Source organism: Streptomyces tibetensis, assembly GCF_040647715.1.
Classification (GTDB): domain Bacteria; phylum Actinomycetota; class Actinomycetes; order Streptomycetales; family Streptomycetaceae; genus Streptomyces; species Streptomyces tibetensis_A.
In genome coordinates, this window is the sequence record NZ_JBEZCR010000001.1 from 79,591 (window position 1) to 103,573 (window position 23,983).

At 70.9% G+C, this 23,983-nt stretch carries 20 protein-coding genes; 10 read left to right on the plus strand and 10 right to left on the minus strand.

Going from position 1 to position 23,983, the window contains the following annotated elements:
- Positions 1-125 precede the first annotated feature (125 nt).
- The 3 genes from AB0B29_RS00355 to AB0B29_RS00365 all read right to left on the minus strand — a co-directional run bounded on the left by AB0B29_RS00355 (position 126) and on the right by AB0B29_RS00365 (position 3,438).
- Positions 126-1,034, minus strand: coding sequence for a sugar ABC transporter permease (locus AB0B29_RS00355; protein WP_362231934.1), 909 nt, complete (start codon positions 1,032-1,034; stop codon positions 126-128).
- Between the two features lie 14 nt (positions 1,035-1,048).
- A complete protein-coding gene (locus tag AB0B29_RS00360; protein WP_362231935.1) occupies positions 1,049-2,053 on the minus strand; it encodes a carbohydrate ABC transporter permease in 1,005 nt (334 codons plus the stop codon).
- 116 nt (positions 2,054-2,169) lie between these two features.
- A complete protein-coding gene (locus AB0B29_RS00365) occupies positions 2,170-3,438 on the minus strand; it encodes an extracellular solute-binding protein (protein ID WP_362231937.1) in 1,269 nt (422 codons plus the stop codon).
- A 392-nt stretch (positions 3,439-3,830) separates the two neighbouring features.
- Between AB0B29_RS00365 and AB0B29_RS00370 the strand changes: the two genes are divergently transcribed.
- Positions 3,831-4,865 (plus strand): LacI family DNA-binding transcriptional regulator, encoded by a 1,035-nt coding sequence (locus AB0B29_RS00370; protein WP_362231939.1) that lies wholly within the window; start codon positions 3,831-3,833, stop codon positions 4,863-4,865.
- A gap of 93 nt (positions 4,866-4,958) precedes the next feature.
- Positions 4,959-5,849 (plus strand): phosphatase PAP2 family protein, encoded by an 891-nt coding sequence (locus AB0B29_RS00375; RefSeq protein WP_362231941.1) that lies wholly within the window; start codon positions 4,959-4,961, stop codon positions 5,847-5,849.
- Between the two features lie 39 nt (positions 5,850-5,888).
- On the opposite strand, the gene AB0B29_RS00380 is transcribed toward AB0B29_RS00375, so the two are convergent.
- Complete coding sequence (locus AB0B29_RS00380; RefSeq protein WP_362231942.1) at positions 5,889-8,897, minus strand: bifunctional [glutamine synthetase] adenylyltransferase/[glutamine synthetase]-adenylyl-L-tyrosine phosphorylase; 3,009 nt, start codon at positions 8,895-8,897, stop codon at positions 5,889-5,891.
- Positions 8,898-9,299: 402 nt separating this feature from the next.
- Here AB0B29_RS00380 and AB0B29_RS00385 point away from each other — a divergent pair, with 402 nt between their 5' ends.
- Both AB0B29_RS00385 and AB0B29_RS00390 read left to right on the plus strand, forming a co-directional pair.
- The gene (locus AB0B29_RS00385; protein ID WP_362231944.1) at positions 9,300-9,746 is read left to right on the plus strand and encodes a VOC family protein; all 447 of its coding nucleotides are present in this window, start codon (positions 9,300-9,302) and stop codon (positions 9,744-9,746) included.
- Positions 9,747-9,933: 187 nt separating this feature from the next.
- Complete coding sequence (locus AB0B29_RS00390; RefSeq protein WP_362231946.1) at positions 9,934-10,557, plus strand: glyoxalase; 624 nt, start codon at positions 9,934-9,936, stop codon at positions 10,555-10,557.
- Positions 10,558-10,606: 49 nt separating this feature from the next.
- Here AB0B29_RS00390 and glnA read toward each other — a convergent pair whose 3' ends face one another.
- Together glnA and AB0B29_RS00400 are read right to left on the minus strand one after the other, a co-directional pair.
- Positions 10,607-11,968: a type I glutamate--ammonia ligase gene (glnA, locus tag AB0B29_RS00395; RefSeq protein ID WP_033312643.1), complete on the minus strand. Its 1,362-nt coding sequence runs from the start codon at positions 11,966-11,968 to the stop codon at positions 10,607-10,609.
- 142 nt (positions 11,969-12,110) lie between these two features.
- Positions 12,111-12,260, minus strand: a complete 150-nt coding sequence (locus AB0B29_RS00400) for a hypothetical protein (RefSeq protein ID WP_362231948.1) — start codon at positions 12,258-12,260, stop codon at positions 12,111-12,113.
- A 141-nt stretch (positions 12,261-12,401) separates the two neighbouring features.
- On the opposite strand from AB0B29_RS00400, the gene AB0B29_RS00405 reads away from it, so the two are divergent.
- From AB0B29_RS00405 to AB0B29_RS00430, 6 genes are all read left to right on the plus strand, one after another.
- Entirely contained in the window at positions 12,402-13,070 is a 669-nt protein-coding gene (locus AB0B29_RS00405; RefSeq protein ID WP_362231950.1) for a DUF3105 domain-containing protein, read from the plus strand.
- The gene (locus tag AB0B29_RS00410) at positions 13,067-13,687 is read left to right on the plus strand and encodes a DUF305 domain-containing protein (protein ID WP_362231951.1); all 621 of its coding nucleotides are present in this window, start codon (positions 13,067-13,069) and stop codon (positions 13,685-13,687) included. The genes AB0B29_RS00405 and AB0B29_RS00410 overlap by 4 nt, the downstream gene beginning before the upstream one ends.
- A gap of 166 nt (positions 13,688-13,853) precedes the next feature.
- On the plus strand, positions 13,854-15,794 hold the full coding sequence (locus tag AB0B29_RS00415; RefSeq protein ID WP_362231953.1) for a S53 family peptidase: 1,941 nt from the start codon (positions 13,854-13,856) through the stop codon (positions 15,792-15,794).
- Positions 15,795-15,954: 160 nt separating this feature from the next.
- Positions 15,955-17,709 (plus strand): NAD+ synthase, encoded by a 1,755-nt coding sequence (locus tag AB0B29_RS00420; protein WP_362231954.1) that lies wholly within the window; start codon positions 15,955-15,957, stop codon positions 17,707-17,709.
- A gap of 130 nt (positions 17,710-17,839) precedes the next feature.
- The gene (locus AB0B29_RS00425; RefSeq protein WP_362231956.1) at positions 17,840-18,235 is read left to right on the plus strand and encodes a VOC family protein; all 396 of its coding nucleotides are present in this window, start codon (positions 17,840-17,842) and stop codon (positions 18,233-18,235) included.
- Between the two features lie 103 nt (positions 18,236-18,338).
- Positions 18,339-18,914, plus strand: coding sequence for an O-methyltransferase (locus tag AB0B29_RS00430; RefSeq protein ID WP_436845760.1), 576 nt, complete (start codon positions 18,339-18,341; stop codon positions 18,912-18,914).
- A gap of 103 nt (positions 18,915-19,017) precedes the next feature.
- Here AB0B29_RS00430 and AB0B29_RS00435 read toward each other — a convergent pair whose 3' ends face one another.
- From AB0B29_RS00435 to AB0B29_RS00450, 4 genes are all read right to left on the minus strand, one after another.
- Positions 19,018-20,235 carry an MFS transporter gene (locus AB0B29_RS00435; protein WP_362231960.1) on the minus strand — a complete coding sequence of 406 codons (1,218 nt, stop codon included), beginning with the start codon at positions 20,233-20,235 and terminating at the stop codon, positions 19,018-19,020.
- 137 nt (positions 20,236-20,372) lie between these two features.
- Positions 20,373-21,425 (minus strand): endonuclease/exonuclease/phosphatase family protein, encoded by a 1,053-nt coding sequence (locus tag AB0B29_RS00440; RefSeq protein ID WP_362231961.1) that lies wholly within the window; start codon positions 21,423-21,425, stop codon positions 20,373-20,375.
- A gap of 211 nt (positions 21,426-21,636) precedes the next feature.
- Positions 21,637-22,287: a TetR/AcrR family transcriptional regulator gene (locus AB0B29_RS00445; protein ID WP_362231963.1), complete on the minus strand. Its 651-nt coding sequence runs from the start codon at positions 22,285-22,287 to the stop codon at positions 21,637-21,639.
- Between the two features lie 66 nt (positions 22,288-22,353).
- Positions 22,354-23,955: an MFS transporter gene (locus tag AB0B29_RS00450; RefSeq protein WP_362231964.1), complete on the minus strand. Its 1,602-nt coding sequence runs from the start codon at positions 23,953-23,955 to the stop codon at positions 22,354-22,356.
- Between the last annotated feature and the right edge of the window lie 28 nt (positions 23,956-23,983).

The following is a 23,983-nucleotide window of genomic DNA, read 5'->3' on the forward strand; positions in this document are numbered from 1 at the left end:
TGACGAGGCGGCCGCGGCACAGCGGGGTCGGATGGGCGCCACGGCCGCCACACCCGCGCCCCGAAGGGGCGCGGGGAACTGCGCGAGCAACCACGACGGCGCCGCGGCCGATCGCTCGACGAAGGTCACCCCTTGGTGCCGCCGGCCGTGAGGCCCGTCACGAGGTTCTTCTGCACGAGGTAGAAGAACAGGGCGGCCGGTATCGCGATCAGCACGGCCGTCGCAGCCATCAGGTTGCGCTGCGCGTCGTGCTCGCTCACGAACGTCTGCAGACCGACGGCGAAGGTGTACTTGTCGTCGCTCAGCATGAACGTCGAGGCGAACGCGACCTCACCGAAGGCCGTGAGGAAGCTGTAGAACGCCGCGACCGCGAGGCCCGGCTTGGCGAGCGGCAGGATGAGCCGCGCGAACGTGCCGAAGGGGGTCAGCCCGTCGACGCGCCCGGCCTCGTCGATCTCGAACGGGATGGTGTCGAAATAGCCCTTCATCAGCCAGGCGCAGTACGGCACGATCGTGGTGCAGTTGACAAGGATGAGACCAAGGTAGCTGTCGATGAGCTGCAGATCCGAGAGGATCTGGTACATCGGCACGATCAGTACCGCGATGGGGAACATCTGGGTGACCAGCAGCACCCACATCAGCTTCCGGTAGCCGGGGAAGCGCATGCGGGAGACCGCGTAGCCGGTGGACGCGGCGACGACGACGCCGATCAGCGTCGTGCCCAGCACCACGACCAGTGTGCTCTTCAGCCAGTCGAAGAAGCCGGTGTCCTGCAGGACGTAGGCGTAGTTCTCGAGCGACAGCTTGCCCCAGATGCGTCCGGGGTGGAGGTAGTCGTCCTTGTCCGGACCGAGGGACAGGAAGACCAGCCAGGCGACCGGGAAGAGCGCGGTCAGGCTCGCGACGATCAGCACGGCGTGCGAGGCCAGGGAGGAACCGCGGCTGCGTTCGCCGCGGCCGCGGACCTTGCCGGGGACGTTCGCGGGGCGCCGCTCGCCGGCCGGGGCGGAGCTCTCGACGGTGGTCGTACTCATGGGGAACTCCTGCCTCAGATCGCGAGCTGCTGCTCGTTGCGGTTCAGCCAGCGGCGGTAGAAGGAGGTGAAGACGATCAGGATGGACAGGAGCAGGATTCCGTAGGCGGCGGACTGGGCGTAGTCGCGCGGCTGCTGCCCGAAGCCCAGCTGGTAGGCCCACGTGACGAGGATCTGGGCGTCGGGTGCGGTGTTGCCGAACAACAGGAAGATGATGGCGAACTGGTTGAAGGTCCAGATGACCCCCAGGAGGACAACCGTCGTACTGACGGACCTCAGACCGGGCAGGGTGACGTAGCGGAACCGCTGCCAGGCGTTGGCGCCGTCCATCTCGGAGGCCTCGTACAGGCTCGCGTCGATCGCCTGCAGGCCGCCGAGGAGCGAGACCATCATGAACGGCACACCGCACCAGGTGTTGACCATGATCGCGGCGAACCGCTGCCAGAAGGTGTCCTCCAGCCACAGCGGTGCCGGCAGGCCCAGGCCCTCCAGGGCGGAGTTGATGACGCCGCCGTCCGCGAGCATGAACCGCCAGCCGAACACGGTGACGAAGGTCGGCACCGCCCAGGGCAGGACGAGGATCATCCGGTAGAGGGTGCGGCCGCGCAGCTTCTGGTTGAGCAGCAGGGCGAGGCCGAGACCGATGCCGTAGTGCAGGGCGACACAGGCCGCCGTCCAGAAGACCGTCCACAGGAAGTGCGACCAGAAGCGGTCGTACGCCGTCGGGCCCCAGAGGATGTCGGCGTAGTTGTCCAGGCCGATGAACCGGTACGTGGCGTCGATGTGGTTGACGCCGATCGTGCGGGCGGTGTTGAGGCTGGTGGCGTCGGTGAGGGTGAGGTACAGGCCGTACACCAGTGGGTACACCACGAGGACGCCGAGCACGACGGCCACCGGGGCGATCATCGCGTAGGCGTACCAGTGCTTGTGGAAGCCGTTCTTCAGCCGCTGGGCCGGGCCGGGTCGCGGTTCCCGCTCACCGCGCCGCTTGCCGGTCGCTCGGTCGATGGCGACTGTCATGGTTCGACACCTTCTGGAGGTTCAAGGAGGTCAAGGAGACTGCCGGGCGGCAGGAGCGGGCCGGTGGCCGCAGGGTCCCCTCCCCCGTGGCAGGGGATCCTGCGGCCACCCGGCGGTCACTTGGAGAAGTCGGGCACCAGCTTGGCGATGGCGGTCTCGGCGTTGCCGAGGCCCTTGTCCAGGGACTCCTTGCCGCCGGCGATCTTGATGAGCTCGTCGTCGAGCGGGCCCCACAGCGAGCTGTACTCCGGCAGCGCCGGGCGCGGCTGGGCGCTGGACAGCACGCCCTGGTAACCGGCGATGCCGGGGTCGGCCTTGACCTTGTCGGTGTAGGCGTCCTCGCGGGTGGGGAGCGTGGAGTTCTTCAGCGCGATGGTCTCCTGCGCCTTGGCCGAGGTCATGAACTTCACGAACTTCAGCGAGGCCTCCTGGTGGGCCTTGTCCGAGCCCGCGTACACGGAGAGGTTGTGGCCGCCGGTCGGGGCGCCCGCCTTGCCGGTGGAGCCGGCCGGGACGGTGGCGATGCCGAGGTTGTCCTTGTCCTTGAAGGCCGAACCCTTGTAGAAGTTCGTGATCTCCCACGGGCCCTGGACGATCGAGGCGACCTTGCCGCTGACGAACGCCTCCTGGATGTGGGCGTAGGCGTCGGCGGTGGTGTCGGCCTTGTGCAGGCCCTTGCCGGAGAAGAGACCCTGCCAGGTGCCGTAGGCCTTCTTGGCCTCGGGCGAGGTGACGGTGATCTTCTTGGCGTCGGCGTCGACCGTGTCGGTGCCCTCGCCGTAGAGGAAGGACTGGGCGTAGTAGGCCTGGGTGGAGCCCCAGTAGCCGTCGACGCCGGTCTTCGCCTTGATGGTGGCGGCGGCCTTCTTCAGGTCGTCCCAGGTCTTGGGTGCTTCGACGCCGGCCTTCTTGTACAGGGCCTTGTTGTAGACGAGGGCGAGGGTGTCCGTGGTGAAGGGGACGCCGTAGGTCTTGCCCTCGTACGTGGCCTGCTCGATCAGGCTGGGCTGGAACTTGGCCTGCTCGGCGAGGGCCTCGGTGCCGTCCAGCGGCGCGAAGAAGCCCTTCTTGGCGAAGGCGGGGGTCCAGCCGACCTCGGAGCGCAGCACGTCGGGGGCGCCCTTGGAACCGGCGGCGGTGTCGAACTTGTTCTGCGCCTGGTCGAAGGGGACGTTGACGTACTTGACCTTGATGCCCTTGTTGGCGGCCTCGAACTCCTTCACCAGGGCCTGGTACGTCGGCGCCTCGTTGGTGGCGTTGGAGGTGTCCCACCAGGTGAGGGTGACCGGGCCGTCGGCCTCGTCGCCGCTGTCGCTTCCGCCGCAGGCCGTCGCCGCCAGGGCGAGGGACGCCACCAGCGCGGTGGCCGCTATGCCACGCCGCATGAGTTCTCCTTGAGGGTGAAGCCCGTTTCGTGCTGCCGACTGCGCCGTTGGCCGCCGGGCGTCGGCGACATTAGCCGCGCTGCAACGAGTTGCGAAAGACCTTGCAGCAAAAAGTTGCAAGGGGTGCGGATGGTTATCCCGCCGTGACCTCTCGTCGATCGCTCCGAGGCCTTGATTTCCGCCTGCTGGGCGGGGAGTCCGGCGGTTGTGCAAGACTCTGCAAGCACTTGCCATCCGTGTCCGTCGGGGGAATCATCCGTTGCGGATCGGACGCCGACCAGGAATCTCGAGGGACCGCGATGACCAAGCCACCCGCAGCGGGCCGTGCGACGGCGCGCACCAGGCGTCCCGTCGGTGTGCAAGGGGAACACCGGCCGCTACAGTCCAGTGCTGTGACCACACGGCTTGCCGACATCGCGTTGCAGGCGGGGGTGAGCGAAGCGACCGTCAGCCGCGTCCTCAACGGCAAGCCGGGCGTCGCCGCCACCACCCGCCAGTCCGTGCTGGCCGCCCTCGACGTACTCGGCTACGAGCGCCCGGTGCGCCTGCGCCAGCGCAGCGAGGGGCTGGTCGGGCTGATCACCCCGGAGCTGGAGAACCCGATCTTCCCGGCCCTGGCGCAGGTCATCGGCCAGGCGCTGACGCGGCAGGGCTACACCCCGGTGCTGGCCACCCAGACTCCGGGCGGCTCGACCGAGGACGAGCTGACCGAGATGCTCGTCGACCGCGGGGTCGCGGGCATCATCTACGTCTCCGGGCTGCACGCCGACACCACCGCCGACATGCAGCGCTACGACCGGCTGCGCGCCCAGGGCGTGCCCTACGTACTGGTCGACGGTTTCTCGCCGAAGGTGCAGGCGCCGTTCATCTCGCCCGACGACCGCGCGGCGATGAGCCTCGCGGTCACGCACCTGGTGTCCCTCGGGCACACCCGCATCGGCCTGGCCCTCGGGCCCAAGCGGTTCGTGCCGGTGCAGCGCAAGATCGAGGGGTTCGTGCGCACGATGCAGGACCAGTTGGGTCTGCGCGCCGACACGGTCGAGTCGGAGCTGGTGCAGCACTCCCTGTACACGCTCGAGGGTGGTCAGGCGGCGGCCACGGCGTTGATCGACCGGAACTGCACGGCCGTGGTGTGCGCCAGCGACATGATGGCGCTGGGTGCGATCCGGGCGGCCCGGCAGCTCGGTCTGGACGTGCCGAAGGACGTCTCCGTGGTGGGCTTCGACGACTCCCCGCTGATCGCCTTCACCGACCCGCCCCTCACCACGATCCGCAAGCCGGTCCCCGCGATGGGGCAGGCCGCCGTGCGCACCCTGCTGGAGGAGATCGGCGGGACGCCCGCGCCGCACAGCGAGTTCGTGTTCATGCCGGAGCTGGTGGTGCGCGGTTCGACCGCTTCGGCCCCCGGGGAACGCGGTCGTTCCTGAGATCCGTGGCCTGATGTCGCCGTAGGACATGCGCCCCGGGCGGGGCCGCGGGATGATCGGTGGAGAAGTCCTTTTCTGGCAGACTTTGCGCCTATGGGTGAAACGACCGTAACGAAGCCGGAGGGCCTGGAAGCGGCCCTCCCGGACCCCGTTGCGGCCGATCCGGGGCGTGGCCCGCTGCGCCGGCTGCGCACCCCGCACCGGCCCCGGTTCTGGTTCGAGATCCTGCTGATCGCGGTGAGTTACTGGACGTACTCGCTCGTCCGCAACGCCGTGCCCGAGCAGAAGGCGGAGGCGCTGCAGAACGCCGACTGGATCTGGCGGGTCGAGCACCATCTGGGCATCGCCGTCGAGGAGTCCGTCAACCACGCGGTGAACTCGGTGCATTGGCTCATCGTCGGGATGAACTACTACTACGCCACGCTGCACTTCATCGTCACGCTGGGTGTGCTGGTGTGGCTGTACCGTCGCCATCCCGGACGGTACGCGGCGACCCGCCTGGTGCTGTTCGCGACCACCGCCGTCGCCCTGGTCGGCTACTACCTGTATCCGCTGGCGCCCCCGCGGCTGATGAACGGCGGCGACTTCATCGACACGGTCATGGTCCACCAGACCTGGGGTTCGATGGCGTCGGGCGATCTGAAGCACATGTCCAACCAGTACGCCGCGATGCCGTCGATGCACATCGGCTGGTCCGTGTGGTGCGGGCTGACGATCTTCGCCCTGGCGTCGGTCCCCTGGGTGCGGGTACTGGGCCTGCTGTACCCGGCGCTGACGCTGGTGGTCATCGTCGCCACGGCCAACCACTTCTGGCTCGACGCGGTCGGCGGCCTGCTGTGCCTGGCCTTCGGGTTCACGGTCGCGCGGCTCTGGTACGGCAGGCAGCCGTACGCGCTGCCGAGGATGGCGCCGGAGCGCGGGCGCGGTGCGTCCCGGCCTTCGGCCCCGGTGGGGCCTCAGCGCGTCCGGGGCGGGCGTCCCTAGCGGGGGGTATCCGGGGCGGGCGTCCTGGCGGAGGGCGTCCTAGCGGTCGGCGACGCCGTAGAACAGTTCCTCCACCACACCGCGTGCCCGGCGTGCCGTGCGGCGGTACGCGTCCAGCATGTCGCCCGCGTGGCCCGGGCCGTAGCCCAGGTACCTGCCCACGGCGGCCAGTTCCCGGGGTTCGGTCGGGAACGTGTCGCCGGCCCGGCCGCGGACCAGCATCACCGCGTTGCGCACGCGGGTCGCGAGGACCCAGGCCTCGTCGAGGGTCGCCGCGTCCTCGTCCGTGATGAGCCCGGCGGCGCGGGCGGCGGCCAGGGCCTCGCGGGTGCGGGTGGTGCGCAGGCCCGGCTCCGTCGATCCGTGCCGCAGTTGCATGAGCTGCACGGTCCACTCCACGTCGGACAGGCCGCCCGGCCCGAGCTTGGCATGCAGCTTGGGGTCGGCGCCGCGCGGCAGCCGCTCCGACTCCATGCGGGCCTTCAGGCGCCGGATCTCGCGCACGGCCTCGTCGGTGAGCCCGTCCGCCGGGTAGCGCAGCGGGTCGATCAGCTCGATGAAGCGGCGGCCCAGGTCCTCGTCGCCCGCGACGGGCTCGGCCCGCAGCAGCGCGTGCGACTCCCAGGTCAGGGCCCACCGGCGGTAGTACGCCTCGTACGAGGTGAGGGTGCGGACCAGCGGGCCGGACTTGCCCTCCGGGCGCAGGTCGGCGTCGATGAGCAGGGGCGGGTCGGCGCTGGGGAGCTGCAGCAGGCGGCGCATCTCGGAGACGACCTTGTTGGCCGCCTGGGACGCCTCCCGCTCTTCGACGCCCTCGCGCGGTTCGTGCACGAACAGCACGTCCGCGTCGGAGCCGTAGCCCAGCTCGTGGCCGCCGAACCGGCCCATGCCGATGATCGCGAACCGGGTGGGCAGGTCCTCGCCCCAGCCGTCCCGCACGACCGCGCGGAGCGTGCCGGCGAGGGTCGCCGCCGTCAGGTCCGACACGGCCGCCCCGACGCGGTCCACCAGGGCTCCCTGGTCGGCCTCGGCGGGCTGCTCCTCGGTGCCGTAGGAGCCGACGATGTCGGCGGCGGCCGTGCGGAACAGCTCGCGGCGGCGCACTCCGCGGGCCGCCGTGACGGCCTGGGCGGCGCCGTCGGCCCGGCGCACGGCGGCGCGTATCTCCTGCTCCAGATGGGCGCGCGAGCGGGGTTCCAGGCCGCCGCCGTCCCCGTCGCCGAGCAGGGCGACCGCCTCCGGGGCGCGCATCAGCAGGTCCGGCGCGAGCCGGCCGGCGGACAGCACCCGGGCGAGGTTCTGCGCGGCGGCGCCCTCGTCCCGTAGCAGCCGCAGGTACCAGGGGGTCTTGCCGAGCGCGTCCGAGACCTTGCGGAAGCCCAGCAGGCCGGCGTCCGGGTCGGCCGAGTCGGCGAACCAGCCGAGCAGCACCGGCAGCAGGGTGCGCTGGATGGCGGCCTTGCGGGTGACGCCGGAGGCCAGCGCCTCCAGGTGACGCAGGGCGGAGGCGGGGTCGGCGTAGCCGAGGGCGACCATGCGCTCCCGGGCCGCCTCGGTGCTCAGCCGGGCCTCGCCGGTCGCGAGCTGGGCGACCGCGTCGAGCAGCGGCCGGTAGAAGAGCTTCTCGTGCAGACGGCGTACGACACCCGCGTGCCGCCGCCACTCGCGGTGCAGATCGGCGACCGGGTCCGCGCGCAGGCCCAGGGAGCGGCCGATGCGGCGCAGCTCGGCCTCGTCCTCGGGGACGAGGTGGGTGCGGCGCAGCCGGAACAGCTGGATGCGGTGCTCCAGGGAGCGCAGGAAGCGGTAGGCCTCGTCGAGCTGGGCCGCGTCGGCCCGGCCGACGTAGCCGCCGGCGGCGAGCGCCTCGAGCGCGTCCAGGGTCGTGCCGCTGCGCAGGGAGGTGTCGGCCCGGCCGTGCACCAGCTGGAGCAGCTGCACGGCGAACTCGACGTCCCTGAGGCCGCCCGGCCCCAGTTTCAGCTGGCGGTCGACCTCGCCGACGGGGATGTTCTCCACGACCCGGCGGCGCATCTTCTGCACGTCGGGCACGAAGTTCTCGCGCTCGGCGGCCTTCCACACCAGCGGCTGGACGGCGGCGACGTACTCCGCGCCGAGGTCGAGGTCGCCGGCCACCGGGCGGGCCTTGAGCAGCGCCTGGAACTCCCAGGTCTTGGCCCAGCGCTGGTAGTAGGCGAGGTGGCTGGACACGGTCCGCACCAGGGGGCCGTTGCGGCCCTCGGGCCGGAGGTTGGCGTCGACCGGCCAGATGGAGCCCTCGACGGTGGTCTCGGAGCAGATCCGCATCATGTGCGAGGCGAGCCGGGTCGCGGCGCGTACGGCCTTGGTCTCGTCGGCTCCCTCGGTGGCCTCGCCGACGAAGATGACGTCCACGTCCGAGACGTAGTTCAGCTCGTGGCCGCCGCACTTGCCCATGGCGATCACCGCGAGGCGGCACAGGGCGGCGTCCTCGGGCGCGGCCGCCTCGGCGATCCCGAGGGCGGCGCGCAGCGTGGCGGTGGCGAGGTCGGCCAGCTCGGCGGCGGATTCGGCGACGCCGGTGGTGCCGCAGACGTCCCGGGCGGCGATGGACAGCAGGCAGCGCCGGTAGGCGACGCGCAGGGAGACCGGGTCGTCCGCCTCCGCGAGGCCGGCCTCGAACTCCTCCACCCCGGGGTGCAGGTCGTACGCCTCGTACATGACGAGAGCCTGCCAGTCGTCCGGGTGCCGGGTGAGGTGGTCGGCCAGGGCCGTGGAGGCGCCGAGGACACCGAGGAGGCGGTCGCGCAGCGGCTTGGAGGAGATCAGCGTGTCGAGCAGTTCCCGGCGGGCGCCGGGGCCGTGCTGGGCCTCCAGCAGCCGGACGAGTCCGAGCAGCGCGAGATCGGGGTCGGCGGTGGCGCCCAGCGCCTCCAGCAGGACCGGGTCGTCGCGCAGCGGCGCGAGCTCGGGACTGTCCAGGAGCCGTTCGGCGGCGGACGCGTCGGTGAAGCCGTGCCGCAGCAGCCGTGTGAAGGTGCTGCTCCTGCGCCCCGGCACCGCCGTCATCCGGGCCTCCCTCGCACTGTTCCTCGGACATGGGTCGGATCAAGGTCGTACCGCTTTGAGCCTAACCGCACAGACCGGGGGAAGCGCCGGGGAGTTCGGCAGGCGGACGGGGGCGGGGCGGGCCGCCGGTGATGTCCCGTCCCTGCGCAGGGCCGGGAAGCCACACGCCTGGCCGCCGGGGCGCGCGGCTACGCGGACCGGCCGTGCGGGGGCAGGCGACGTACGGCGGTCCGGGGCGTTCCGGGGGACGCGAGGCCCCTTTCCGCCACGGCACGGGTCCGGTGGCCGTCCACTCGGTGGCGCCGCCCGGGGTTTTCGGCTTCGGTGAGGGGGAGCCGTTCAGCCGGCGTCAGGCCGGATCCGGTGAGCGGCTGTCTCGAGGCCGGACGAAAGGGTCACGCCATGGACGTCACGCTCGAAGTCATCCCGCTGCCCGTGAGCGACATCGACCGCGCCCGGGACTTCTACCGGGACAAGGTCGGCTTCCACGTGGACATCGACCAGGAGGTCATGCCCGGGATGCGGATCGTCCAGCTGACCCCTCCGGGTTCCGGCTGTTCGATCGCCCTGGGCGAGTCGATCTGGCAGATGACGCCCGGTCCGACCCCGGCCCCGGGCTCCTACCAGGGCCTGCAGCTGTGCGTCGCCGACATCAAGGCGGCCCACGCGGAGCTGGTCGCCCGCGGCCTCGACGTCTCGGAGCCGGTCCAGTACTCCCCGGACGACGGCGCCACGTTCATGCACTTCCAGGACCCGGACGGCAACGGCTGGGCGGTGCAGGAGTACCGGCGCAGGGCCACGGAGCCGCTGCACCAGCTGCTGGCGGATCTGAAGCGGAAGCAGGGCTGAGGCGGGGGCGGGACCGAAGCGGGGGCCCGCGGCGGAAGCAAGCCCGAGGCGGAGGCAGGGCTGAGGCGGAGGCGGAGGCGGAGGCGGAACCGAACTGGGGGCCCGAGGCGGAAGCAGGGCCGTGGGCCCGAGAAGCCGGTCAGGAATCGAGAAGCGCGTCTCGCGGGACGCGCTTAGCGTCGTTGTCATGACTTCCATCGCATCCGTCACCCTCGAGGTGGCCGACCCCGCCGCCGCCGACCGCTTCTACTCCGCCGCCTTCGCTCTGGGCGACCGGCTGCGCCTGCGGGCGTCGGACGCACCGACCTCCGGCTTCCGCGGGTTCACACTGTCGCTCGTGGTCCCCCAGCCGGCCGACGTGGACGCGCTCGCCGACGCGGCCGTGCAGGCCGGTGCGACGACGCTGAAGCCCGCCGCCAGGTCGCTGTGGGGCTACGGAGGCGTCGTCCAGGCCCCGGACGGGACGATCTGGCAGCTCGCGTCGTCGTCGAAGAGGAACACCGGCCCGGCGACCGGACGGGTCGACGACTTCGTGCTGCTGCTCGGCGTCGAGGACGTGAAGGCCAGCAAGCAGTTCTACGTCGATCACGGCCTGGCCGTGGGCAAGAGCTTCGGCTCCAAGTACGTCGAGTTCGCCGCCGACGGCCCCGTGAAGCTGGCCCTCTACAAGCGCCGCGGCCTCGCCAAGGTCGCCGGCGTCTCCCCCGACGGCACCGGCTCCCACCGCCTGACCATCGCCGGCGACGCCGGGTCGTTCACCGACCCGGACGGTTTCGCATGGACGACGACGTCGGAGAACGCGTCGGTGTGAGCGGTGCCGGGGGAGGTCGTCCGGCCCGGGCCGGACGGACCTGTCAGACCTACAGCGCCGGAAGGTTCTTCCGGAGCTCGAACGCGGTCACCTCGGACCGGTACTCCTCCCACTCCTGCCGCTTGTTGCGCAGGAAGAAGTCGAAGACGTGTTCGCCGAGGGTCTCGGCGACGAGGTCGCTGCGTTCCATCAGGGTCAGGGCCTCGCCCAGGTTCTGCGGCAGCGGCTCGATGCCCATCGCGCGGCGCTCCGCGTCGGAGAGGGCCCAGACGTCGTCCTCGGCGCCCGGCGGGAGCTCGTAGCCCTCCTCGATGCCCTTGAGGCCGGCGGCCAGCAGCAGGGCGTAGGCGAGGTAGGGGTTGGCGCCGGAGTCGAGGGAGCGGACCTCGACCCGCGCGGAGCCCGTCTTGCCGGGCTTGTACATGGGGACGCGGACCAGCGCCGAGCGGTTGTTGTGGCCCCAGCAGATGTACGAGGGGGCCTCGCCGCCCGCGCCCGCGGTGCGCTCCGCGCCGCCCCAGATGCGCTTGTAGGAGTTGACCCACTGGTTGGTGACCGCGGAGATCTCCGCGGCGTGCCGCAGCAGGCCCGCGATGAAGGAGCGGCCCACCTTGGAGAGCTGGTACTCCGAGCCGGACTCGTAGAAGGCGTTGCGGTCGCCCTCGAAGAGCGAGAGGTGGGTGTGCATGCCGCTGCCCGGGTGCTCGGAGAAGGGCTTCGGCATGAACGTGGCGTGCACGCCCTGCTCCAGGGCCACCTGCTTCATGACGAGGCGGAACGTCATGACGTTGTCGGCGGTGGACAGCGCGTCGGCGTAGCGGAGGTCGATCTCCTGCTGGCCCGGCGCGCCCTCGTGGTGGGAGAACTCCACCGAGATGCCCATCGACTCCAGCATGGTGATGGCCTGGCGGCGGAAGTCCATGCCGACGTTGGTCGGGGTGTGGTCGAAGTAGCCGGAGTTGTCGGCCGGAGTGGGGCGTGAGCCGTCCAGCGGCCGGTCCTTCAGCAGGAAGAACTCGATCTCCGGGTGGGTGTAGAAGGTGAAGCCCAGGTCGGAGGTGCGGGCGAGGGCCCGCTTGAGCACGTAGCGCGGGTCGGCGAAGGACGGGGAGCCGTCCGGCATGAGGATGTCGCAGAACATCCGGGCCGTGCCCGGGGCCTCCGCGCGCCACGGCAGGATCTGGAAGGTCGACGGGTCCGGCTTGGCGATCATGTCGGACTCGTAGACCCGGGCGAAGCCCTCGATCGCGGAGCCGTCGAAGCCGATGCCCTCGTCGAAGGCCTGCTCCAGCTCGGCCGGGGCCACGGCGACGGACTTGAGGAAGCCCAGCACGTCCGTGAACCACAGGCGTACGAACCGGATGTCGCGCTCCTCCAACGTCCGGAGCACGAACTCCTGCTGCTTGTCCATCTTCCGCTTCCCCATCCTTGCTGGTCAGGCCGCCTTCTCTTCCGTACCACGGGAGGCGGTCGGGCACCTGAGCATCCCACCACACCACCGTTTCGTACGCGTTGCGGACCATGATCGCCCGGCTGATCCGGGGTCGACCGCCTCACGTGCGGCAGGTGAACTGCTCTTCCGCCCATAGTGCCTGCTCGCGCCCGCATTCGTAACGGCCGGTTCCTTCAGTCGCGCCACCCGCCTCGGCGACGACCTTCGCCAGGTGGGTGTACGGCACGTCCATGCCGTTCGGCGAGGGCACCGGCGCAGACCGGTGAAGCTGTCGGTCGGCTGTCGGTGCCGTATCGATTCGGCCCATTCCCGCGGCTGCCCTACGGGGCGCCCCGTCTCCCCCACTACGATCACTCCACCCGACCGTCACTTTTCCCACGAAGGACACCTCATGGGCTCCGCCAACAAGAGCAGCACGGCACGCAAGGCGCGAATAGAGGAGATGCGGCGCGCCGAGCAGGCCCGTGAGCGCCGCAACCGGGTCCTCACCATCGCGGCCAGTGTGGTGATCGTGGCCGGGCTCGTGGCCGGCGGTGTCGTGCTGGTGCGGTCCCAGGACGACAAGGGCAGTGACACCGCGGCTACGGGCGACTCGTCGGGCAAGGGCACTTTCGTGACGGGCAAGGACGGCGTGAAGACGTGGGAGGGGAAGCTGTCCCGCAACCACGTCACCAAGGCCGTGAAGTACGCCTCCGAACCGCCGGTCGGCGGTGATCACAACCCGGTCTGGATGAACTGCAACGGCGACGTCTACACCGAGCCGCTGAAGAACACCAACGCCGTGCACTCGCTGGAGCACGGCGCGGTGTGGGTGACGTACAACGCCGACGCGAAGAAGGCCGACGTCGACGCGCTCGCGGCGAAGGTGAAGAAGACCCCGTACACGCTGATGAGCCCGATGGACGACCAGAAGGACCCGATCATGCTCTCGGCGTGGGGCCACCAGCGCACGGTGACGAGCGCGAAGGACCCGAACGTGGACGCGTTCTTCGAGAAGTTCGTCCAGGGCGAGCAGACCCCCGAGCCGGGGGCCGCCTGCACGAACGGGCTGTCCAAGTGAGGCATGTCGGCCTGATCGCCGGGGCCGCGGCGGCGGCGCTCGTCGCCGCCGGTGCGATCACCTACGCCGTCGCCGGGGACGACGGCGGCAGCCGGACGCCGTCCGCCGAGTCCGCGGACGCCGGGTTCGCGCGGGACATGGCGGTGCACCACCAGCAGGCCGTGGAGATGTCGTACATCGTGCGCGACCGCACGAAGGACGAGGAGGTCCGGCGGCTGGCGTACGACATCGCGCAGACGCAGGCCAACCAGCGCGGCATGATGCTGGGCTGGCTGGATCTGTGGGGTCTGCCCAAGGTGTCCGCCGAACCGCCCATGACCTGGATGGACATGGGCGGCATGGCCTCCGGCAAGGACGGCGCGCTGATGCCGGGCATGGCGACCAACTCCGAGATGAAGAAGCTCGGCGAGCTCGACGGGAAGCAGGCGGAGGTCTTCTACCTGCAGCTGATGACGGACCACCACAAGGGCGGCATCCACATGGCCGAGGGCTGTGTGGAGCGGTGCGCGGTCGGGGTGGAGAAGCGGCTCGCCCAGGGCATGGTGGACGCGCAGCAGTCGGAGATCTCCTTGATGGCGGACATGCTCAAGGAGCGGGGCGCGGCGGCGCGGTCGTAGCGGCACCGGGCACGTAAGCCTCAAATCGCCCCCCGTCGCTGCCTCTTGAACTCTTCTTGGCCTGCGTGGGGCGGTTCTTGGGCTGCTCCATTCCCTGGCATGAACGGTTCATCGCGAGAGTGGCGGCCGTCGAGTGATCCACTCACGACGAACCGCAGGGGGTTCCATGAGATCCAACCGCGCCACCGTGCGCGCCGGGGTGAGTCTGGCAGCGACACTGCCGATGCTCGCCGGTGCGCTGGCGCTCGGCATACCCGCGGCCCACGCCGCCGACCACCCGGCCCGCGACCTGCTGGCCGGGACCCGGCCCGCGTGGGCCACCGCCAGGGCGGACAAGGGCGCCACCTCCGACGCCACCCGGGTGACGGCCCGGGTCTACCTCACCGGCAGGAACGCCGCGGGCCTGGCCGCCTACGCCAAGGCCGTCTCCGACCCGCACTCGGCCTCGTACGGCAAGTACCTGACGGCCAAGCAGGCGCGGGCCCGCTTCGGTGCCACGAAGGCCCAGGTGGCGGCCGTGAAGTCCTGGCTGACGGCGGCCGGCCTGAAGGTCACCGGCGTCACGCAGCACTACGTCTCCGTCAGCGGTGACGTGGCCGCCGCCGAGAAGGCGTTCGGCACCCAGCTGCACAACTTCGCCAAGGGCTCGAAGACCTACCGCGCCCCGGCGAGCACCGCCTCCGTGCCGCAGGGCCTGGCCGACGCCGTCCTGACCGTGACCGGGCTGGACAACGCGCCGCACATGGCCACGCACGACGATCAGCTGCCGCCGCCGGACACCGTGTTCCGCAACGCCGGGCCGTTCTCCTCGTACTACGGCTCCACCACCGCGAGCACGCTCCCGAGCGCCTACGGCAAGAAGATCCCGTACGCCGTGAAGGGCTACACGGGCAAGCAGCTGCGGGCCGCCTACGGGGCGGGCACACGCACCGGCAAGGGCGTCCGGGTCGCCATCACGGACGCGTACGCCTCCCCGACGATCGCCTACGACGCCGGCACCTACGCCAAGCGCAACGGCGACGCGGCGTGGAAGACCGGCCAGCTCCAGCAGGTCACGCCCAAGAAGTACACGGACACCGAGGACTGCTCGGCCTCCGGCTGGTACGGCGAGGAGACCCTGGACGTCGAGGCCGTGCACGCGGTCGCACCCGCCGCGGACGTCACGTACGTCGGCGCCGCCTCCTGCAACGACGACGACCTGCTCGACGCGCTCGGCAAGGTCGTCGACAAGCACCTGGCCGACATCGTCTCCAACTCCTGGGGCGAGGTCGAGGCCGTGCAGACCCCGGACCTCGCGGCCGCCTACGACCAGGTCTTCCAGCTGGGCGCGGTCGAGGGCATCGGCTTCTACTTCTCCTCCGGCGACGACGGCGACGAGGTCGCGAGCTCCGGGACCAAGCAGGTCGACTCCCCCGCGAACTCGGCGTGGGTCACCGCTGTCGGCGGCACCTCGCTGGCCGTCGGCAAGAACGACACGTACCTGTGGGAGACCGGCTGGGGCACCGACAAGGCGAACCTGTCGGCCGACGGCAAGAGCTGGACCGACTTCCCCGGCGCGTTCACCTCGGGCGCGGGCGGCGGCACCAGCAAGACGGTCGCCGAGCCCTCCTACCAGCAGGGCGTCGTGCCGGACGCGCTGGCGAAGGCCAACGGCGCATCGGGCAACCGGGTCGTCCCGGACATCGCGGCGATCGCCGACCCGAACACCGGTTTCCTGGTGGGGCAGACGCAGACCCTCCCCGACGGGACGAAGCAGGCCTACAGCGAGTACCGCATCGGCGGCACCTCGCTCGCCGCTCCGACCATCGCGGCCGTCCAGGCCCTGGCCCAGGAGGCCCGCGGCAAGGCGATCGGCTTCGCCAACCCGGTGATCTACTCGAAGTACGGCTCGAAGGTCTACCACGACGTCACCGACAACCCGACGGGCTCCGGCCTCGCCGTGGCCCGGGTCGACTTCGTGAACGGCTACGACGCCACCGGCGGCCTGTCCACGTCCGTGCGCAGCCTCGGCAAGGACAGCTCGCTCGCGGCCGTGAAGGGCTACGACGACGTGACCGGCGTGGGCTCCCCCGCGAACGGCTACGTCGAGTCGTACCGGCGGCCCTGAGCCGGGGGCGGCGCCGGTGGGACTCCCGTCGGCGCCGCTGACCTTCCCCGGCCGTCGCTGACGTCCGCTGACGTCCGCCGACCTCCGCAAGGGGACATGGGGTGGTGTGGGATGACCCACACCACCCCATTGTGTCGCAGTGACGATTACACTGGTCGGCGTGCCTCAACTACGTCTCGCCCTGAACCAGATCGACGCCGGCGTGGGCGACCTCGCCGGTAACACCGAGTCGATCGTCCGCTGGACCCGGCACTCCGCCGAACAGGGAGCGCATCTCGTCGCGTTCCCGGAGATGGTGCTGACCGGGTATCCCGTCGAGGACCTGGCGCTCAGGTCGTCCTTCGTCGAGGCCTCTCGCGCGGCGCTGCGCGCTCTCGCCGCGCGCTTGGCCGAGGAGGGCTTCGGAGAGCTGCCGGTGATCGTCGGCTACCTCGACCGCAGCGCGACCGCCCAGCCGAAGTACGGCCAGCCGGCCGGCGCGCCGCAGAACGCCGGGGCGGTGCTGCACCGCGGCGAGGTGGTGCTGAACTTCGCCAAGCACCACCTGCCGAACTACGGCGTCTTCGACGAGTTCCGCTACTTCGTGCCCGGCGACAGCATGCCGGTGCTGCGGGTGCACGGTGTGGACGTCGCCCTGGCCATCTGCGAGGACCTCTGGCAGGACGGCGGCCGTGTCCCCGCCGCCCGTTCGGCGCAGGCGGGCCTGCTGGTGTCCATCAACGCCTCCCCCTATGAGCGCAACAAGGACGACACGCGCCTGGAGCTGGTCCGCAAGCGGGCCCAGGAGGCCGGCTGCACCACGGCGTACCTGGCCATGATCGGCGGCCAGGACGAGCTGGTGTTCGACGGCGACTCGATCGTGGTCGACAAGGACGGCGAGGTCGTGGCGCGGGCCCCCCAGTTCTCCGAAGGCTGCGTGGTCCTGGACCTGGACCTCCCGGCGGCGTCCCCCGACGCCCCCACGGGCGTGGTCGACGACGGTCTGCGCATCGACCGCGTGGTGCTCTCGGAGGAGCCCCTGCCCGCGTACGAGCCCGAGCTCACGGGCGGTTACGCGGACCGGCTGGACGACGACGAGGAGGTCTACTCGGCGCTGGTCGTGGGCCTGCGGGCGTATGTCGCGAAGAACGGCTTCACCTCGGTCCTGATCGGCCTGTCCGGCGGCATCGACTCGGCGCTGGTCGCCGCGATCGCGTGCGACGCGGTGGGCGCGCAGAACGTGTACGGCGTGTCGATGCCGTCGAAGTACTCCTCGGACCACTCCAAGGACGACGCGGCCGAACTGGCCCGTCGCACGGGCCTGAACTACCGGACCGTCGCCATCGAGCCGATGTTCGACGCGTACATGGGCGCGCTGGGCCTGACGGGTCTGGCGGAGGAGAACCTCCAGTCGCGCCTGCGCGGCACGCTGCTCATGGCGATCTCCAACCAGGAGGGCCACATCGTCCTGGCCCCCGGCAACAAGTCGGAACTGGCGGTCGGCTACTCGACGCTGTACGGCGACTCGGTCGGGGCGTACGGCCCGATCAAGGACGTGTACAAGACGTCGGTCTTCCGTCTGGCCGAGTGGCGCAATCGGGCCGCCCGGGAGCGCGGCCAGACCCCGCCGATCCCGGAGAACTCGATCTCCAAGCCCCCGAGCGCGGAACTGCGCCCGGGTCAGGTCGACACGGACTCGCTGCCCGACTACCCGGTGCTGGACGCGCTCCTGGAGCTGTACGTCGACCGGGACCGGGGCGCGGACGAGATCGTGGCGGCCGGGTTCGACGCGGAGCTGGTCGCGAAGACGCTGCGCATGGTCGACACGGCCGAGTACAAGCGGCGCCAGTACCCGCCGGGCACGAAGATCTCCCCGAAGGGCTTCGGCAAGGACCGCCGACTGCCGATCACGAACGGATGGCGGGAGTCGCTCTGACGGACCAGGGTCGTCAGGGACGGCCACGGGCCCGGCGACCCGGGCGCGGCGGTCTCCGGCACCTCGGGGTGCGGGAGACCGCCGCGCCCGCCGCGACCCGACCTCCACCACCTGTACCCGGGAGTCCGCCATGAGGATCCATCTGACCAGTGTCTTCGTCGACGACCAGACCACGGCCTTGCGCTTCTACACCGAGGTCCTCGGCTTCGTGAAGAAACACGACGTCCCGGTGGGCGGGACCGACCGCTGGCTGACGGTCGTGTCCCCCGAGAACCCCGGCGGTACGGAGCTGCTGCTGGAGCCCGCCGGTCACCCTGCCGTCAAGCCCTACCGCGACGCGCTCGCGGCCGACGGCATCCCGGTCGCCCAGTTCGCCGTCGACGACGTCCGCGCCGAGTACGAGCGCCTCAGCGACCGCGGCGTCCGCTTCACCCAGGAGCCCCTGGACATGGGCCCCATCACCACGGCGGTCCTCGACGACACCTGCGGCAACCTGATCCAGATCGCCACCCGGCCGCAGGAGTGAGCAGTCCTGCGGCGCGCACGGCGGTTTGGCCTGACTCGGCCGGTCTGCCGACGCCCTGACAGGAGGTCACGTAGCGTCGACCCCACCGTGGAGGGGGTTGATCATGAGTGAGCGGGTTGTTCCGGCGCGTGTGCTGGCCGCCGAGCGCATCGCCGTCGAGGCGGGGTTCACGAAGAGCTGCGTCCGGGAGGTCGGCAGGCTGTTGCGGACGGCCGCCGCCGCCAAACCCGGCGGGGTCGTCGCCGAGAGCGGCACCGGGTCGGGCGTGGGGACCGCCTGGCTGCACAGCGGCCTCGGGGACGGTGCGCGGCTCGTCACCGTGGAACGGGACGAGGAGCTGGCCCGTCGCGCGGCCGGGGTGTTCGCCGACGACAGCCGCGTCAGTGTGCTGACCGGCGACTGGCGGCTGCTCGAACGGCACGCACCCTTCGACGTGTTCTTCTGCGACGGCGGCGGCAAGCGGGACGACCCGCGCAGGGTCGTCGAGTTGCTCGCCCCCGGCGGGATCCTCGTCCTTGACGACTTCACCCCGTCGCAGCAGTGGCCGCCCCGGTTCGAGGGCGAGGTGGACGAGCTGCGCCTGTTCTACCTCACCCATCCGGACCTGGACGCGACCGAGGTCCTCACCACTCCCGTCAGTTCGGCGGTCGTCGCCGCGCGGCGGCAAGCGCCGCGGTAGACGACAGGCGGCGGCCCCGTGGGTCTGGCCACGAGGCCGCCGCCTGACGGAAAACCGCAGCCCGTGGGAAGCGGTCCCACGGGCTGGTGTGTGCCGGAAGTCGTCAGTGGTGCACGACTTCCGCCTCCTGCGGGAGGTGGGTCGCCACGATCCGCTCGCGGCCGGGGGCCGGCAGCCGGCGGCGGTCCACCGCGTAGGCCAGCGACGCCACGGCCAGGCCGAGGACGGCCAGGGCCACGCCGGCCAGGGCCGGGGAGGTGACGCCGAAGCCCGCGGCCAGGGCGAGACCGCCGATCCATGCGCCGCCGGCGTTGGCCAGATTGAAGGCGGCCTGGTTGGCCGAGGAGGCCAGGGACGGGGCCGAGGAGGCCTTCTCCATGACCATGAGCTGGAGCGGGGAGCCGGTGGCGAAGGCGGTCAGGCCGAGCAGGATCACGGCGACGGCGGCCGTGACCTCCGTGCGCATCAGCAGCGGGAACAGCGACAGGACCACCACCAGCGAGGCGAGGCAGCCGAACAGCGTGCCGCGCAGGGAGTGATCGGCCAGCCGGCCGCCCAGCAGGTTGCCGGCGGTCGCGCCGACGCCGAACAGGGCCAGCAGCAGGGTGACGCTGGTGTCGGCGTAGCCGGCGGCGTCCGTGAGCATCGGTGTGATGTAGCTGTAGGCCGAGAAGAGCGCACCGAAGCCCGCGACGGTCGTGCCGAGCGACAGCCAGACCGGCAGGGAGCTCAGGGCGGCGAGTTCACCGCGCAGGCCCTTGGCGGTGACGTGCTCGTGGTCCTGCGGGATGAGGAGCGCGAGCGCGGCGATGGCCACCAGGCCGATGGCGCTGACGCCGAGGAAGGTCGCCCTCCAGCCGAGGTGCTGACCCATCAGGGTCGCGACCGGCACGCCCAAGACGTTCGCGATCGTCAGACCGAGGAACATGAGGGAGACCGAGCGCGCCTTGCGTTCGGGGGCCACCATGTTCGTCGCGACGACGGCGCCCACGCCGAAGAAGGCGCCGTGCGGCAGACCGCTCAGGAAGCGGGCGGCCAGCAGCCAGCCGTTGTCCGGCGCGAGGGCCGACAGGGCGTTGCCCACGACGAAGAGTCCCATCAGGCCGGTCAGAACCGTGCGCCGGGACATCTTGGCGGTGACCGCGGCCAGCAGCGGGGCGCCGATGACGACGCCCAGCGCGTACGCCGACACCAGATGGCCGGCGCTGGGTATCGAGATGTTCAGGTCGTTCGCGACGTCGGGCAGCAGCCCCATCATCACGAACTCGGTCGTACCGATGCCGAAGGCGCCCACGGCAAGGGCGAGCAGGGCCAGGGGCATGAAAAGAGCCTTTCGAGACTTGCTTGGAGATCCGTACGCGTATGTTCAAGTACGGAACAAAGTCTCGCAGGCGCACTATTCCACGTGGTGACGCCTCCAGCGGGGTTTTCTGGCCGTACTGCCCTGACCAGCGGTTTTCAGGAACCGCTTGTGGTGACACTCACACGGGCCGCGACCGGCAGGTGGTCGCTGCCCGTCTGCGGGAGGGTCCACGAGCTCTCCGGCTTCAGGCCCCGGACCATGATCTGGTCGATGCGCGCCATCGGGAACGACGCGGGCCAGCTGAAGCCGAAGCCGTTGCCGGCCGCACCCTGCGTGGAACGCATCTGCGAGGTGACGGCGTTGAGCGCACGGTCGTTCATCGTGCCGTTCAGGTCGCCGAGCAGGACCACGTTCTTCAGCGGTTCGCGGGCGATGGCCTCGCCGAGGTAGTCGGCGCTGCGGTCGCGCTGCCGGGCCGTGAAACCGGCCTCCATCTTCACGCGCACGGACGGCAGATGGGCGACGTAGACCGCGACCTGCCCGGCCGGGGCGGTCACGGTGGCGCGCATCGCGCGGGTCCAGCCCATGTCGAGGTCGACGTCCCGCACGCCGCTCAGCGGGTACTTGCTCCACACCCCGACCGTGCCCTGCACCGAGTGGTAGCGGTACGTCGACGCCAGCGCCTTCTCGTACGTGGGGACCGCGGCCGGCGTCAGCTCCTCCAGGGCCAGCACGTCCGCGCCGGAGGCGGCCACGTCACGGGCGGTGCCGGCCGGGTCCGGGTTCTCGGCGTTGACGTTGTGCGTGACCACCGTGAGGTCGCCGCCGGTGGCGGTCTTGTCGCTGAGCTGGCCGCCGAAGAGGTTCAGCCAGACCACGGACGGCAGCAGGACCGCGATCAGCGCGGTCGCGGACCTGCGGACCAGGGCGAGGACGAGCAGCACGGGGACGAGCAGGCCCAGCCAGGGCAGGAACGTCTCGACGAGGCTGCCCAGGTTGCCGATCGTGTTCGGGATGCGCGAGTGCAGCACCATGACCAGGGCCAGCAGCACCGCGCCCGCGGCGACGAACAGTCCGCGCCGCCAGATCCGCGGATCGCCGCGCCAGGAGCCCGCCAGCCGGTCGAACAGGCGCCGAAGCCGGGCTCCCCGGTGCTCGGGCCCCGAGCCGCCGTTGTCCGTCTCCGTCATGTACGCCTGCTGCGCCATACCGTCGCCTCACTGCCTGCCGTGCACACCATCGCCCCCGTGTCCTTACGACCCTAGGGGATGATCCGTTCCGTTCCCGTCGTCCCTCGACGGCCGTACGGGGGCGATGACGATCGAGTGCCCGCGACGAGTTCCGATCAGCCCCGCGAAAGCGCCCTCTGTGACGAAACGCGCACACTGTTGCGGCGGCAGGCGGCGTCGCGTCGCGGCACTAGGACTCCTGGGACACCGAACTGACAGAGGGTGAGCTGCCGGGCCGCAGCCCTTCGAGCAGGGTGTCGACGACCTGCTCGGCGAGGTCGTCGGGGAGGTCGGCGTCGGTGTGCAGCACGGCGCGCAACAGCATCGGCCCGACGAACAGGTCGTTCAGCAGTTCCAGGTCGAGGTCCGTGCGCAGTTCGCCGTTGCGCTGTCCGCGGCTGAGGACCTCCAGGCCGAGCCGGCGGCGCGGGGCGACGACGGTGGAGTGGTACGCCGCCCACAGTTTGGGGCTGCTCTTCATCTGGGCCTGGACGCTGTGCAGGATCGCCGAGGAGCGGTTGGCCAGGCCGCGCCGGCGCACCTGCTCCAGCAGGACCACGAGGTCGTCGCGCATGGAGGTGCCCGGGAGCGGCGGGTCGGGGAGTTCGGCGGCGCGCACGACGTCGACGAAGAGCTCCTCCTTGCCGCTCCAGCGGCGGTAGATGGTGGCCTTGCCGACGCCCGCGGTGCGGGCGATGCGCTCGATGGACAGGTCCGCGAGGGGGACGCCCTCCTCCAGGAGCTGCATCACGCCCTCGATGATGGCGCGCTCGACGGCCTCGCTTCTCGGACGCCCCCTCGTGGGACCGTCGTGCGGGGGGTGCCGTTCGGCGAGGCTCACGTCGCTGCTTCCTTTCCTGACTCTGCGGCCGCTGCGTGCCGCGCGGGAGATGAATTCTCCCCGCGCCTACGACCTGGTGTGCGACAGCTCCTGGTCGCCCTCGGCCTCCTGGGCCGCCGGCGGCCTGCCCGGCAGGAACAGCGCCACGACGACCGCGCCGAGCACGGCGACGCCCGCGCCCCACAGGGCGGTGATGTGCATCGCGTGCAGGAACGCGTCGTGGGCCGGGGTGACCAGGGACGCGCCCCGCGGGCCCAGCTTGTCCGCGATGCCGAGCGTGGCCTCGATGGACTCCCCCGCGGTGTGCCGCAGCGCCGGGGGCAGGGCGCCGAGCTTGTCCTCGATGCCCGTGCGGTACGCCGTGGACAGCACCGAGCCGAGGACGGCGATGCCGAGGGCGCCGCCGAGCTGCCGGAAGGTGTTGCTGAGCGCGGAGGCGGAGCCGGCCTTCTCGCGGGGCAGGGCCTGCATGATGACGACGCTGACCGGCGTCATGATGTGCGCCATGCCGGTGCCCATCAGGAAGAAGATCACTTCCAGGATCCAGATGGGGGTGTCGGCGTCCAGGGCGGCGAAGGCGGCCAGCATGGCGGCGATGACGAGCAGACCGGCCGTCGTCGTGGCCTTGTTGCCGATGCGGTCCACCACCAGCCGGGCGCGCGGCGCGAAGATCATCTGCGCTGCGGCCAGCGGCAGCATGAGCAGACCGGTCTGCAGCGGCGAGTAGCCGCGCACGCTCTGGGTGTAGAAGACGGAGAAGAAGGTCACGCCCATCAGGGCGAAGAAGACCAGCGCGATGGCGGCGATGGCGGCCGAGAAGACCTTGTTCTTGAAGTACGTGACGTCTATCGACGGGTGGTCGCTGCGCTTCTCGAACACGACGAACGCGACGAGTACGGCGAGACCGGCGCCGATGGTGGACAGCACGGTGGCGTCGGTGAAGTCGGCGAGCTGGCCGCCCTTGATGATGCCGTAGACGAGCAGGACCAGGCCGACGACGGACAGCACCACGCCGACGGGGTCGACCCGGCCGGGCTTCGGGTCGCGCGAGTCGGGCACCAGCCAGAACATCAGCGCGAGGGCGAGCAGCACGATCGGCACGTTGATGAGGAAGACCGAGCCCCACCAGAAGTGGTCGAGCAGCACGCCGCCGGTGATCGGGCCGATGGCGATGGCGAGTCCGACGCCGCCCGCCCAGATGCCGATGGCCTTCGGCTGCTCCTCGCGCTCGAAGACGTTCATGAGGACGGCGAGGGTGGCGGGCATCACGAACGCGGCGCCCAGGCCCATCACCGCACGGAAGGCGATCAGCTGGGCGGGTGAACCGGAGAAGGCGGCGAGCGCCGAGCCGATGCCGAACACCGCGAGGCCGCCGAGGAGCACCTTCTTGCGGCCCAGCCGGTCACCGAGCAGCCCGGCGGTGAACAGCAGGCCCGCGAAGACGAGGGTGTAGGCGTTGATCGCCCACTCCAGCTCGCTCTGCGTGGCGCCCAGGCCGGTGGGGGCCGGGGTGGAGATCGTCTTGATGGCGACGTTCAGGATCGAGTTGTCCAGGACGACGATCAGCAGGCTCAGCATCAGAACGCCGAGGATCGCCCAGCGGCGCCGGTGCACCGCTTCCGGTACGCGCGGGCCGGTGGGGGCGGCCGGATCGGCAGGAGTAGTCATGGAGGCGAGCCTAGAACCATTTCGATAC